Source organism: Rothia similimucilaginosa (assembly GCF_029850875.1).
Taxonomy (GTDB): Bacteria; Actinomycetota; Actinomycetes; order Actinomycetales; family Micrococcaceae; genus Rothia.
Map to the genome: position 1 here is coordinate 266,630 of NZ_JAOVAM010000002.1, position 14,506 is coordinate 281,135.

Annotated in this window: 9 protein-coding genes; 6 read left to right on the top strand and 3 right to left on the bottom strand. The window is 59.1% G+C overall.

Going from position 1 to position 14,506, the window contains the following annotated elements; translation table 11 throughout:
• The first annotated feature begins 240 nt into the window (after window positions 1-240).
• The gene (gene uvrB, locus QFX05_RS02705; RefSeq protein ID WP_279740701.1) at window positions 241-2,409 is read left to right on the top strand and encodes an excinuclease ABC subunit UvrB; all 2,169 of its coding nucleotides are present in this window, start codon (window positions 241-243) and stop codon (window positions 2,407-2,409) included.
• Window positions 2,410-2,530: 121 nt separating this feature from the next.
• Complete coding sequence (locus tag QFX05_RS02710) at window positions 2,531-3,061, top strand: hypothetical protein (protein WP_279740702.1); 531 nt, start codon at window positions 2,531-2,533, stop codon at window positions 3,059-3,061.
• 154 nt (window positions 3,062-3,215) lie between these two features.
• Here QFX05_RS02710 and QFX05_RS02715 read toward each other — a convergent pair whose 3' ends face one another.
• Window positions 3,216-3,659 carry a winged helix-turn-helix transcriptional regulator gene (locus tag QFX05_RS02715; protein WP_348635930.1) on the bottom strand — a complete coding sequence of 148 codons (444 nt, stop codon included), beginning with the start codon at window positions 3,657-3,659 and terminating at the stop codon, window positions 3,216-3,218.
• A 191-nt stretch (window positions 3,660-3,850) separates the two neighbouring features.
• On the opposite strand from QFX05_RS02715, the gene QFX05_RS02720 reads away from it, so the two are divergent.
• Together QFX05_RS02720 and QFX05_RS02725 are read left to right on the top strand one after the other, a co-directional pair.
• Entirely contained in the window at window positions 3,851-4,453 is a 603-nt protein-coding gene (locus QFX05_RS02720; RefSeq protein ID WP_279740703.1) for an NAD(P)-dependent oxidoreductase, read from the top strand.
• A 324-nt stretch (window positions 4,454-4,777) separates the two neighbouring features.
• Entirely contained in the window at window positions 4,778-5,980 is a 1,203-nt protein-coding gene (locus QFX05_RS02725) for a TerC family protein (RefSeq protein WP_279740704.1), read from the top strand.
• Between the two features lie 95 nt (window positions 5,981-6,075).
• Here the strand turns inward: QFX05_RS02725 and QFX05_RS02730 are convergent, their stop codons facing one another.
• Window positions 6,076-7,527 carry an alpha/beta fold hydrolase gene (locus QFX05_RS02730; RefSeq protein ID WP_459550491.1) on the bottom strand — a complete coding sequence of 484 codons (1,452 nt, stop codon included), beginning with the start codon at window positions 7,525-7,527 and terminating at the stop codon, window positions 6,076-6,078.
• Window positions 7,528-7,608: 81 nt separating this feature from the next.
• Window positions 7,609-10,209, bottom strand: a complete 2,601-nt coding sequence (locus tag QFX05_RS02735) for a DEAD/DEAH box helicase (RefSeq protein WP_279740707.1) — start codon at window positions 10,207-10,209, stop codon at window positions 7,609-7,611.
• A 433-nt stretch (window positions 10,210-10,642) separates the two neighbouring features.
• On the opposite strand from QFX05_RS02735, the gene QFX05_RS02740 reads away from it, so the two are divergent.
• A complete protein-coding gene (locus QFX05_RS02740; protein WP_279740709.1) occupies window positions 10,643-12,508 on the top strand; it encodes an ABC transporter ATP-binding protein in 1,866 nt (621 codons plus the stop codon).
• A 1-nt stretch (window position 12,509) separates the two neighbouring features.
• Entirely contained in the window at window positions 12,510-14,258 is a 1,749-nt protein-coding gene (locus tag QFX05_RS02745) for an ABC transporter ATP-binding protein (RefSeq protein ID WP_279740710.1), read from the top strand.
• Window positions 14,259-14,506 lie beyond the last annotated feature (248 nt).

Here is a 14,506-nt window from a genome sequence, read left to right on the forward strand (position 1 = left end):
ATGCTGTGAGCGCTGTTCCTAAAAGCACCGTTATCGCGCGGGAGAATGCTTCCGCTCGGTTCCTGCCCGGTAGCGCATATGAACTAGTCGAATACCCCTTATCTTTTGCGCTACCTCTTTTATGAACTTGGGCACTTTCATGGTGATGGCTTGTTACCTGTCGTGTCTGGACTATTGCGCCAGTAGAAAAGGGCGACCAATCCGAGGGCACATCGGGCGGCTTTCCCCTAGGATGGATACATGAGTTACGCACCTGAAATTAACCGTGTTGTTGCCCCCTTTGAAGTAGTCAGCCCCTTCCAGCCTGCCGGTGATCAGCCGAAGGCTATCGCCGAGCTCACCGAGCGTGTGCAGAACGGTGAGAAGGACATTGTGCTGATGGGCGCTACCGGTACCGGTAAGTCCGCGACCGCAGCCTGGCTGATTGAGGCAGTGCAGCGTCCGACTCTGGTGCTCGTGCAGAATAAAACTCTGGCGGCGCAGCTGGCGAATGAGCTGCGCGAGCTGCTGCCGAATAATGCGGTGGAGTATTTCGTCTCGTACTACGACTACTACCAGCCTGAGGCGTACGTGCCGCAGACCGATACGTTCATTGAGAAGGACTCCTCCATCAATGAGGAAGTGGAGCGTCTGCGCCACTCGGCGACGAATTCCCTGCTGACTCGCCGTGACGTGGTGGTGGTTGCGACCGTGTCCTGCATTTATGGTCTGGGTACGCCCGAGGAGTACATTGAGCAGATGGTGACTCTGCGTCGCGGTGAGGAGATTGACCGCGATGAGCTGCTGCGTCAGTTCGTGGCGATGCAGTACGCGCGTAACGACATGGACTTTCACCGCGGCACGTTCCGTGTGCGCGGCGATACCGTCGAAATCATCCCCATGTACGAGGAGAACGCAATCCGCATTGAGTTCTTCGGTGATGAGATTGAGGCGATTTACACCCTGCACCCGCTGACCGGCGAGGTAATTCGCGAGGAAGAAGAAATGTATGTCTTCCCCGCAAGCCACTACGTCGCCGGTGCTGAGCGTATGGCGAAGGCTATTACCTCCATTGAGGATGAGCTGCGCGAGCGCCTGCAGACCCTCGAATCCCAGGGCAAGCTGCTGGAGGCGCAGCGTCTGCGCATGCGCACCACCTACGACCTGGAAATGATGGAGCAGATGGGCTTCTGCAATGGCATTGAGAACTACTCGCGCCATATTGACGGTCGTGCCCCCGGCAGCGCCCCGAACTGTCTGTTGGATTATTTCCCGGATGATTTCCTACTAATTATTGACGAGTCACACGTGACGGTCCCGCAGATTGGTGCCATGTATGAGGGTGATATGTCCCGTAAGCGCACCCTGGTGGAACACGGTTTCCGTCTGCCGTCGGCGATGGATAACCGCCCGCTGAAATGGGAGGAGTTCCTGGAGCGCATCGGTCAGACGATTTACCTCTCGGCAACCCCCGGCAAGTATGAGCTGTCGCAGGCTGATGGTTATGTGGAGCAGATTATTCGCCCGACCGGCCTGATTGACCCGGAGATTGTGGTTAAGCCGACCAAGGGGCAGATTGATGATTTGCTTGAGGAGATTCGCGTGCGCGTTGAGCGTGATGAGCGTGTGCTGGTTACGACCCTCACCAAGCGCATGGCAGAGGATTTGACGGAGTACCTACTGCAGCATGGCGTGAAGGTGCAGTATCTGCATTCTGACGTTGATACGTTGCGCCGTGTGGAGCTTCTGCGTGAGTTGCGCCTGGGCACCTTTGATGTGCTGGTTGGTATTAACCTGTTGCGTGAGGGGCTGGACCTGCCTGAGGTGTCTCTGGTTGCGATTCTGGATGCCGATAAGGAAGGCTTCCTGCGTTCGACCACTTCGCTGATTCAGACGATTGGTCGTGCGGCGCGTAATGTATCCGGTCAGGTGCATATGTACGCGGATAAGATTACGGATTCTATGCGTGTGGCGATTGATGAGACGAACCGCCGCCGCGAGATTCAGCAGGCGTACAACCGTGAGCACGGTATTGACCCGCAGCCGCTGCGTAAGAAGATTGCCGATATTACGGATGTTCTCGCCCGCGAGGAAGAGGATACCCGCGAGCTTCTGCAGTTGCGGAAGAGCGGTAAGAAGGGTGCCCGGACGGTGAGTGCGGGTGTGAAGACCGGTTCTGCGACCTCGTCGAAGATTGCCACGAGCACCCTGGAGTCGGAGGAGCTTCTCGCCCGTGCGGAGGCGCGTGTTCGTGCCGACGGCCTGGCGGCGGCACCTGCCGAGGACCTGCTGGATTTGATTGAGCAGATGAGCGAGCAGATGCGCGTGGCGGCGGAGAACTTGCAATTTGAGTTGGCGGCACGTCTGCGTGATGAGCTTGCCGATTTGAAGAAGGAGTTGCGCCTGATGAAGGAGGCGGGTCACGCCTAAACCCGGTGTTCTAAGCCCGGTGTTTAGGGTCCCGACTTGGGTTTTTCGCCATGAGGTAACTTATCGTTCATGAACTTCCACTGGGTGCAGATACATGATGTAGACTATCAAGGTATTTTACGTGTCAAATAACACCTTGATGTTTCTGAACGACGAAGAAAAATCTGCGACTACTGTGAATCAATCTCCAGACGCACACACTACGGGAGCTCGTTTTGTTACCCGCCGCAACCTCACCCGCGGCGCACTCTGGGCTGTGCCCGCTATTGCTGACTCCACGGCGGTGCCCGTATTCGCTGTTTCGGCTGATGATTGCAAGGCGGTTCAGGGGCCAGACTTTACCCATGGTGAAATCATTGACCGTCAGATCTTCACCACTGACCCGACCGGTAAGGCGGCCGTCATGACCCGCAACGGCAAGACTCAGACCGTTCGGGGGCAGGTCATTCCGTTTGCATCGAGCATGAATGATCAAGCGACGGACATCTCCGCGCGTTTTGCGCTGTGTGGCGATAAGCTCATGGAAGGCATGTACCAGTTTGAGGTGGTTATTACCGTCCCGATGATTCATGAGAACGGCACAGTGGATACCAACAAGCAGGTAAACGCGATTGCTTTCACCCCGCCGACCTTCAACATGGTCTCCTCATAGAATGAAATATAGAAGTAGCCTTCCCCGTAATAGTTCACGGGGAGGGTTACTTTGATATGGGGTTGCTGTACGGTATTGAGCTGTGCGGTGCCTCTCTACACTGCGTTTTTATATACTATGCCGCTCTATGCTGTACTTTTTTACGTTGCGCCTTTTACACGTCGCCGTTCTCTAGTGCGGTGGCGTCGTAGCGCTTGCGGGCTTCGAGTACCGCCTGCATATTGTCCTGCGCCCAGTGGCGCAGGGCGGACATCGGCTCAATGAGGGTCATACCGAGCGCGGTCAGTTCGTAGTCCACGCGCGGCGGAATGGATGCGGTGACCCGACGTTCTACCAGGCCGTCACGTTCCATGGAGCGCAGGGTCTGGGTGAGGACCTTGGGGGAGACACCCTGAATACTTACCTTGAGTTCGCCGAAGCGGGCGACGGGCTGTTCGGAGAGCACCGCAACAATGAGCGGGGTCCACCGGTCGGTGAGGTGGCGCATCACGGTGCGGGAGGGGCAGGCGCTGGTGAGAATATTGGCGCGCAGGTCGTCCTTCTGGGTGCAGGTGCTTACTGCAGTTTCGTGTGTGGGGGAGGTGAGCGGGGTGGTCATAGCTGCTGTCTTTTCAATCTGCCAAGGGGCTGTTTTAGGGGTGGAGAGGGGGGGCGAAAAATATTTTTAAATATTTTCTACGCATCTCCAATAGTTACCTTGAGGTACCCGGTTTCTAATAGATACTATAAAACCATTACGCGGAACACCGCAAGAAAAACTACAGAAGACCTACCCGAAAAGAACCCCTCATGAACATCGCAATCATCGGCGCAACCGGCATGGTCGGCGCACACACCGCAGCAGAAGCAATCTCCCGCGGCCACCAGGTCGATGCATACACCCGCTCCGGCAAGGCACCCGAAGGCACCACCGCCCGCAGCATCGACCTTACAGATACCGCGGCACTGGTCGACATCGTCAACAATCACGACGTCACCATCGTCGCCGTTCCGGGCGGTCGCGGCACCTCCGCGCAGCCGGTCATCGACGCACACCGTGCGCTAATCGCGGCAGCACCTACCGGTCGACTGCTGGTCGTCGGTGGTGCTGGCTCCCTTGAGGACGGCAACGGCAACCGTTTCGTTGATAGCGAAGGCTTCCCGGAAGAGTACAAGCCCGAGGCGAAGGCGTTCGCGCAGATTCTCGACGATTACCGCGCATCCGAGGGTCTGAACTGGACCATGCTCTCCCCGGCGTTTGAAATCGCACCGGGTGAGCGCACCGGCAAGTACAACACCACACTGGACACCCCCGCAGGCGAGTTCGTTAGCGCCGAGGATTTTGCTGTCGCCCTGATTGATGAGGTAGAAGAGCCTAAGCACGCGGGCCGCCGCTTCACCGTTGCCAACTAGTAACAGCGCCAACTCATAGCGTCGCCAGCTAGACCCCCAACTAGGCAGTGCTTATTCATCACCCGAAACGCCGCATCCGTCAGGTCACCCCTGCCGGATGCGGCGTTTCGGTACATCTCGCTCCTGAAAGTTCTCCCGGAGGGGCTCCTGCGTAAAAACCCCAACCTGCTGTATAATCGTTCACCGAGCAAGGGAGTATCCCACCAATCGACTCATCGTCAGCACGTTAGCCGAAGGCGTCTAACCGGTGAATCGAGCCGACCTCCATTCAGGTCGGCGGGAGAGACTTGTGGTCCTGTACGCACACCACAAGAAAGGCTCCCCATGGAAGTTACCGGGTTGCAATGGTTGGTTACTATTCTCATCATCGCGGGTCTATTGGCCTTCGACTTCGTGTTCCACGTCCGTAAGGCGCACGAACCCACCGTCAAGGAAGCGGCCATCTGGTCGAGTATTTACATCAGCATCGCGCTGCTGTTTGGTCTGTACATTTTCGTGACGAACGGCCCCTCCGCCGCTACCGAATTCTACGCAGGCTACATCACCGAAGAAGCTCTCTCGGTCGATAACCTCTTCGTCTTCATGATCATTATGGGCACCTTCCGTGTCACCCGTGAGAATCAGCAGAAGGTCCTGCTCTTCGGTATCGTCTTTGCGATCCTGGCGCGTGGCTCCTTCATCTTTGCCGGCGCAGCATTCATCAACTCCTTCGCCTGGGTGTTTTACCTCTTCGGACTGATCCTGCTCATGACCGCAGGTAACCTGCTCAAGGATGAAATCACCGACGGCGACGGTGACGACGAAGCAGACAACATTATGGTCCGCCTCGCCAAGAAGTACCTGAAGACCAGCGACCACTTCGACGGCGACAAGCTCTTCACCATCGAAAACGGCAAGCGTGTCATGACCCCCATGATGCTCGTCATGGCCGCTATCGCCGGTTCCGACCTGCTCTTCGCACTCGACTCGATCCCCGCGATCTTCGGCCTCACCCAGTCCGTCTACATTGTGTTTACTGCGACCGCATTCTCACTTATGGGTCTGCGCCAGCTGTACTTCCTTATTGACGGTCTGCTGGACCGCCTCATCTACCTCTCCTACGGCCTGGCGACCATCCTCGCGTTCATTGGTGCGAAGCTCATCCTGCACGCAATGCACGAGAACAACCTGCCGTTCATTAACCACGGCGAGCCCGTGCACGTGGTCGAAATCAGCACCGAAATGTCGCTGATGGTCATTGTGGGCGTTCTAATCATTACCGTGCTTGCTTCGCTGCTCAGCCCCAAGGGCCGCGCACTGCAGACCATCCAGCGTGTTCAGGCGCTCTCCGAGAAGTACCTGGCACTGCCCGAGGACGCACCCGCCGCCGAGCGTGCAGACATCACCGTCCGCTGGCAACAGGAAACCGAGAAGCTCAACGCCATTCCCGCCAAGCTGCGTGAAGAGCTGATCGAGAAGGAAGACGAGTACCACACCCTCGTGATGCGTGCCCGCACCGCACAGGATGCGCACTCTTCCTCCAAGTAGTTACTGAGCCTGTAGCCTCACCAGGCTAAGCGCTCACACGAAAGCCCCTCACACCGGATTAACCGGGGTGAGGGGCTTTCGCTATCTTGAAAGTTTTACTGGTTGTGCACCTCAGCCAGCATGTTCTTCAGGTGACCCAGAATGGTCAGAGAGTCAGAACCGAAACCGTCGTGGTGGTGGGTCTTCGAGGTCCACACCTGAGTGTTACCGACCCATCGAGCGGTCTCCATGGAGTGCTCAAAGTCCACGTACACGTCCGGGTTGTACGCCGCAGCCACTACGGAAACCTCGTTCTTATGCAGCTGTGCGTGGTCGTACAGGCGACCCCAGTCCTTCTTCTCAGCCAGCAGGTTAGCAACCTCAGCCAGCGGACGCAGCGAGGGATCCTCCTCGTAGTACCAGGGGAAGATGTGCTCGCCGGTGAAGAGCAGACGATCCGCATCCGGTGCGAACTCGGGGCGGGAAGCCGCCACGCGAGCAGCAGACCAGTTGGTCGGTGCGGGGGAGGGGGACAGCTCGTAGCCGGGGATGCCGGGCAGAACGCCGTCAGCGGGGCCGTCAGCGTAAATGGTCTCGTGCATCAGGGCGTACAGCGGGTTCGCCTGGAAGGTTACCTCGGCACCCATAGCGGTCAGGAACTGATCGGAGAGGTGGTCGTTACCCTCGGCGAAAGCGGTCTCCAGGAAGTAGTGCAGACCGCGCTCACGCCAGCGGCCACCCAGGAAGTGGCCAGCCATCTGGAAGCGGTGATCGGTCAGACGCTCACCGGTGGGCAGGTACTCCTTGTGGGTGCGTAGGTGCTCAGCGATGCGGGTGGCGAGCTCAGCATCCTCGGGGAACCAGCTGTAGTACTCCTCAACACGTTCCTTCATTCGGTCGAAGGTGTGCTGGTAGACGTTATCCACGGAGGTACGAATCGGTGCCAGACCCGCAGTGATGCGGCAGTCACGCAGCGACTGAGGTGCGAACGACAGGTAGGACAGAGTCAGGAAGCCACCGAAGGACTGACCAATGGTGGACCAGCGCTTGTCTGCACGGTTAGCGAGCAGCACCTCGCGGACAGCCTCAGCGTCAGCAATGATGGAATCCGCCCGGAACAGCTCCGTGTACTCAGCCTGAACCTGCGGGTCACCCACAGCGGTGATGTTGCGAGCAGACAGCGGGGAAGACATGCCGGTACCGCGCTGATCCAGAAGAATCACGCGGTGAGTCTTCGCCAGCTCAGCAATCCAGCCGCCAATGGAGCCGGTCTTCGGCGAACCGAAACCGGGGCCGCCCTGCAGGTACACAATGTAAGGACGCTTATCAGCCGAAACGGTCAGAGTCTCGTTGATGCTCACGACCTCGCGGGCGAACACGGTGATGGTCTGGTCCGCGAAACGGGAGGAGAGAGCGGCATCCTTGCCCTTGGAGAAAATCAGACCGTGGGTCAGGGGAACCTGGAACCAGTGGTCGGTAATCTCGTAGCCGTCGTGCTTGACGACCGAACCCTTGCGGTACTCAACCTTGGGAAGCGAAGAAACGGTCAACGGTGAACCTTCTTTCATTCAAATAGATAGATACTCTGTATTCTAGCCCACTACGGGCAACATCGTGGCTGAGCCTCGGACGGAGTTTCATTCGGAGTCTTAGAACTCGCCCACGCTCAGAATCTTCAATACCGGGTACCCAGCCTCATCGGAGGCAACCAAATCAACCTCGGCACGAATACCGAAGTCAAAGTTGTCTTCGGGATCGGCGAAGCTCTGCTGAACCTTCCACACGCCCGGATGCGCGGCGGTGTCCTCATCCATGCTGACCAGGCGAGGCGAGCGCGCATCGGCGTCCGTGTAGATGTCGTCGTAGACGTCGAAGTAGTCGTCCATAGCGTCCGCCCAGCGGTCGGCATCCCAGCCGCACCACTCGTCCAGGGCGCCCAGGGCGCGGTCACGCTCCTCAGCGAAGAGCTCCACTCTGCGGAACAGGGCATTGCGCACCATCACACGGAAGGCGCGCAGGTTCTTCGTCACGGCGGGAGGCTCTTCCTCCTCGATGGAGGCGTGCTCGGCGGCAATGGTGGCGGTGTCTTCGCCGGCAGCTAGCTTCTCCCACTCATCCACCAGGGAGGAGTCGGTCTGGCGCACGAGCTCGCCGAGCCACGCGATAATGTCGTCGAGCTCGTCGGTTACGGCAGAATCAGGGATGGTGTGGCGTAGCGCCTTGTACGCGTCAGAGAGGTAGCGCAGAAACACGCCCTCGGCACGTTCCAGCGAGTAGTACTGCACGAAGTCATTGAAGCCCATCGCGCGTTCGTACATGTCACGCACAATCGATTTGGGCCGCGGCTCAAAACGAGCCACCCACGGTGCGGACTGCTTGTAGGTCGTGTACGCCTGCTCAATGAGCTCCGCCAGAGGCTGCGGGTAGGTGACCTTGTCCAGCTCGTTCATGCGTTCGGTGTAGTCCACACCGTCCGCCTTCAGCTGTGCCGACAGCTCGTTCTTTGCCTTGCGTTCCTGCGCGTACAGCACCTGGTTCGGCGATTCCAGGGTCGCCTCGATGAGGGAGAGCGCGTCCAGCGCGTAGCTGGGGGATTCGGGGTCGAGCAGTTCCAGTGCGGCGACCGCAAAAGCGGACAGCGGCTGGTTCAGGGCAAAGTTATCCTGCAAATCCTCGGTCAGGCGCAGGTAGGAGCCGTGCTCGTCCGGGGTGTTGGTTCGCTCAATCACGCCGCCGGTCAGCAGCTCCTTGTAGATACCGATTGCCTTGCGCAGCAGCTCGCGGCGGCGCGCAGGGCTCTCGTGGTTCTGCTGGATGATGCGGTACGCGGCAACGACCGGGTTCTCCGGGCGGTGCATCAGGTTCAGCAGCATCGAGTGGGTGATGTCGAAGGAAGAGGTTAGCGGCTCCGGGGCGGCTTCTACCAGCTGGTCAAAAGTCTTCTCGGACCAGCCAACGAAGCCTTCCGGTGCCTTCTTACGCTTGGAGGACAGTGACTGGTTAATGCGCTTAGTGTCGTCACCGAACTTCGCCTGAGCCTTAGCCAGCAGGCGAGCATTCTCAATATCGTGCTCGGGTGCCTGAACCACCACGGTGCCGGCGGTATCAAAACCGGCGCGGCCGGCGCGTCCAGCAATCTGGTGGAACTCGCGGGCGCGCAGACGACGGCTGCGGGCACCATCAAACTTCGACAGCGCCGTAATCAGCACGGTACGGATGGGAACGTTAATACCCACACCCAGGGTGTCGGTACCGCAAATCACCTTGAGCAGGCCCTCCTGAGCCAGTTGCTCCACCAGGCGGCGGTACTTGGGTAGCATACCCGCGTGGTGAATACCGATACCGGCACGCACCAGCTTATTCAGTGCCTTACCAAAGCCCGGACCGAAACGGAACTTCGCAATCAGCTCCGCGATGCGTTCCTTATCTTCCTTCGAGGCAATAGCCACCGACAGCAGCGCATTCGCCTGCTCCAGCGCCGCCTTCTGCGAGAAATGCACAATATAGACCGGAGTCTGCTTGGTCTGCACGAGCTCCTGCACCGTCTCCTGAACCGGGGTGGTGGAGTAGTAGAAATGCAACGGAATAGGACGCTCAGAATGCGCCACCAGGTCACTCTCACGACCGGTCAGCGCCGTCATCTCCTCCTGGAAGCGAGTCGTATCGCCCAGGGTCGCGCTCATCAGCAGGAACTGCGCCTGCGGAAGCTCCAGCAGGGGAAGCTGCCACGCCCAGCCGCGCTGCGGGTCAGAGTAGAAATGGAACTCGTCCATAATGACCTGGCAGAGGTCCGCATCCTTACCCTCGCGCAGGGCAATATTGGCGAGAATCTCCGCGGTGCAGCAGATAATGGGCGCCTCCGTATTAATGGCGGAGTCGCCGGTAATCATGCCCACGTTCTCGGCACCAAAAATATTGATCAGATCAAAGAACTTCTCAGACACCAGCGCCTTAATGGGGGCGGTATAGTAGGAGCGCTGACCGGTTGCCAGGCCCGTAAAATGCGCGGCAACAGCCACAGTGGACTTACCCGAACCGGTCGGGGTTGCCAGCACCACGTTATGTCCGGCGGCAATGCTCAGAACAGCCTCGTCCTGGGCGGTGTACAGGGTCATGCCCCGGGTCGAAATCCACTCGGTGAAGGATTCATAGATTTCTTCGGCGGTGAGGGGGTTGCTCTTAAAATCGCGTCGATTGTAGTCGCCGGGATTCTCACCCAGCGTGGGAGAAAGAAAATTCAAAATACTCATGAGGATTCCAGTCTATCGGGAATAGCGCGGGTGCGGGGGCGTTATCGTTACGAGGGAACAAACGGGTACTCGCGGAGTGTTTGCGGGGTGTTCGCTGCATCTTTGCAGGGTGGTTGCGGTTCCTTTGCGGAGCGTTCCGGAGGTGCGGTGCCGCGCTAAAGCGGGAATTCCCAAAATTCGTGTAGTGTAGAACAAAGCACTAAAAGTGCAGTGGTGCAAAAACTTGGTGCTTAGAAGGTCGAAAACACAGACCTCCATGTCGTATAAATTGCCACCTAGGTTCAAGTCCTCCGATTGACGCCGGCTCATACCGTGCGGTTGATACACGCCCCAAAATACGTTGCATAAATAACGACACACCCCACCTAATACACTCTTAGTGTTGCGTGCCACATTGATAAAGGAATAGGGTAAGAGAAAGGAGAAACGTTGAATGACTGAATGCAATGATGACAAGGCACAAGAAAACGTTGCGCGTGAAGAATCTACGCATGAAGAATCCATGCATAACAAAACTACGCAGGAAAAAGCCGCTCAGAAAAAATCTGCACAGGAAATAACCGGCAGCGAACTGCGCAAGGCCGAAGAGGAAGCCCTCAAAAAGCGCCTCGCCCTGCGTGTCACTGCGCCCGGACACAAATACCCCTGGCACCGCTGGGCAATCCCCATCGTGGGTGAAGCTACCGCAGGTATCGGCGCAATCCTGATTCCCGTCATGGTAGGTCAATTCATCAACCAGTACATCGCAGGAAAAGCCACCGACGCCTGGCCCATGTTCTGGGTAGTTGTCGCATCCATCACCTTCATCGTGATTAACGAGTTCTTCGGCTGGGGTACCTCCATGACCCTCAGTGCAGAACTCGGCCGCGATTGGCGCATCTACATCAACCGGCTCATGGGCAAAACCCGAGCCAGCGTAGACTCCGGCGAAGCGGTCACGGTCATGAACAAAGATGTACGCCGCATTACGGACGTCTACTTCTCACTGCCGCTATTCGTTAACGCCATGATCATCGCGACCCTCGGTGCCGTGCAGCTCTGGCTCATCAACCCCGTCACTGCGGTCGTCACCCTTATCGGCACGCTCATTGTGGTCGTCGTCATCGCCTGGTACTCGACCTTCCTCGAATCCAAGATTGGCGAATACCGCGAAAAGGACGGCGAAGCCTCCTCACGCGCCTCCGACATCGCCACCGGTCTGCGCACCATCGCCGGCCTCGGCGCCGAAGAACAGATACGTGAACGCTACCACCGCGGCACCGCCGAAGTCTTCGACAGCTACATGCGCTACGAAAAGACGCACCGCTGGATGTACCTCATCCGCGCACTGCTCGGCGGTGCCGTCACCCTGCTCGGCATCGGCTTCGCCCTCACCGGCCACGTCGAAAACGGCCGCTGGGTCTCCGACACGCCCGCTGCGTCCCTGGTGACCGTCGCCTCCATTATCGCGATGATGGGCGGCCCCATCTGGATTACCCAGAACTTCCTCACCGCATGGCGATACGCCAAGATTGCGCTCGCCAAGGTCGCCCGCCTCGAAGGTCACGCGGGCGTACGCCAGGGCGTGCTGAAGAGCCCGCGCACCGATGAAGAAATGGCGCAGCTGGCACGCGCCGTACAGGCAGTCGAGGCGAGCACCTTTGAGGTGTCCGTACCCGTCGCTCCCACCGGCGCTAGCAACCCGCGCATCGTGTACGTCAACCCGCGCGACTACAACCTCACCGCGCAAGACTACGCCGAGGCGCTTGCCCGCACCCTGCGACGTGGGGGAGAGGACCTCAAGGACGCTACCGGCCGCCGCGTGCTGCTGAGCGAGCCGAACCCCATGATTTTCGCCGGAACCCTGCAGGAGCACCTGCGCCTGGGCACCGTGCCGAACCCCGACGAGGAGCTGGCACAGGCAAAGGACCAGGAGCTGCTGAAGATTACCGACTCCCGCGAAATCGCCTACCGACTGGGCGGACGCAACCCCGAAGACTACTTCGCCGCCCGCATCACCAGTGAAGGCGCGAACCTCTCCGGTGGTCAGCGTCAGCGTCTGGCACTCGCCCGTGCGCTCGCACAGGATGCGCAGGTGCTCATCCTGACTGAGCCGCTGAACTCCGTGGACGAACCCAGCCAGCGCTACATCTACGATGCGATGGAAACCCAAATCGGTAGCGACCGCCTGCCCGTCGGTTATCCCGGCCTGCTACAGGATTTGGAGCAGGTCTACGTTGTCTCCACGACCGCGGAGACGACCCGCCGCATGGAACGCGACGGCTACCCGGAAACCACTCAGAATCAGGAGGTGAACTAGCATGGCAAAGCAGCTCCCCATCGAAACCCCCGCTTATGTGGCACGCCGCATGTGGAACTACCTCGCAGTGCATAAGGGGCGGGCCCTCTACACCTTCGTCATCTACATGGTCAGCACCCTCATGGGTGCGGTGGTGCCCCTGCAGATTGGTGCCACTGTGGACGACGTGGTGGCGGGCAAGTTCTCCAGCTACCCGTGGCAGCCGATTCTGATTATCCTGGCGGCGTTCATCGTGCAGGCGATAACCCTCATGGTCTCCTCGTACAGTGCGGCCCGACTAGGTGCACTCGTCACCCGTGACGCCAACCAGGACACCCTCGACGGCACCCTCGATCTGGACGCACGCACCGTGGAAGAAGCCGGTAGCGGCGACCTGCTCACCCGCGTGACCGACGACCTGTCCTCGGCAGCAAACGCTGTCAGCACAGACCTTCTCGGTGCAATCTACGTGATTCTGTACTTCCTGGTTTCCACGATCTCTCTGGCGTTTGTGAGCCCAGCAATGGGCCTGATCATGCTGCCCATGATTGCCGGTCTGGCGCTCATTATGTCGAAGATGCTACCGCTCATGGCGGCACGCAACCAGGCCACCCAGGAGCGCGTGAGCGACCTCAACAGCGTGCTGACCGAGAATATTCGCGGCACATCCACGATCCGTGAGCTGGGCGTTCACACCGCCCGCGAGGACGCCTTCGCCGGCGAGAACAAGCGCCAGTTCGCCGCGCAGCTGGGCATGGTGCGCATCCGCCAGCTGTACTTCACCGTGGACGCTATCAACGCTTGGATCCCCACGGTTCTGTGCATGCTCTGGGGCGCCGCCTGCGTGGCTCTCGGCTGGGCAAGCTGGGGTGCCGTAGCGACCGCCTCGGTCATGGTTTTCAGCCTGCGAACCCTCGCCGACATGCTGAACCACCACGTTAGCAACCTGCGCATCATGCTCGTGAACATGGGCCGCGTGTTCGGCGTGGTCTCCTTGGCGAAGAAGCAGCGTGAGGAGCGTGCACAGCACCGCGCCGAAGCGTTCGCCGCCGTGTCTGATGAAGCCGTGAAGAACCCGGAGTATGCCGTTGACTGCTCCCACGTCTCGTACGGCTACTCGCCGGACGCTCTCGTTCTGGAAGGCATCAACCTGAAGATTCGCCGCGGCGAAGCGCTCGCCTTGGTGGGTCGATCCGGCTCGGGCAAGACCACCCTGGCTCGTCTGATTGGTGGTTCGCTGACCGCCTTGGACGGCACCATTAACGTGATGGGTCGCCCGGTGGGTCACGGCGACTTCCCGACCGATGCCGCCACCGACGGCCGCCCGCGTCTGCTGGTCTGCACCCAGGAAGCACACGTCTTCTTCGGTACTCTCGCCGATAACTTTACGGTGGTCGTGCCGGATGCAACCGTCGAGCAGATGCGCGAGGTACTGGACGCTATCGGTGCCCGCTGGTGGCGCGACCTGCCGCAGGGCATGGACACCGTCGTCAGCGGCGCGGATTCGCCTCTGACCCGCGACCAGATTCAACAGCTGGCACTGGCACGTATCGTGCTTGCTGACCCGCACGCCGTGATTCTGGATGAGTCCACCACCCAGCTGGAGCTCGCGGACGCAACTGAGTCCCTGAGTGCCGTGCTGGCGAACCGTGCGGTGCTAATCATTTCGCACGATGCGCGTATCGCCTCACTGGCTGACCGTGCGGTCCTGTTGCACGAGGGCAGGATCATTGCGGAGGGCTCCCCGGCAGAGATTTTCGCCCTGACCTAAGCCCGGCAGGTATGCCCGTCTGATAGCGCCCGGTACTGTCTAAAGCGGTACCGGGCACTGTCTTTTAATGGGCGAGTTCTGGGTGGGGTGTGTGCTGAAACCTGCGCTGGAAAAACTGAGCTGGAGTGGTGGTGCAGTACCGCAATGCTTAAACGAAAATTTCGGAGAGAATCACTTGTCACCCACAAAACTTTCAGCTAGTGAGAATCATTGTGATAACCTGGCAGAGCGATATGGGGTGCCTTGAC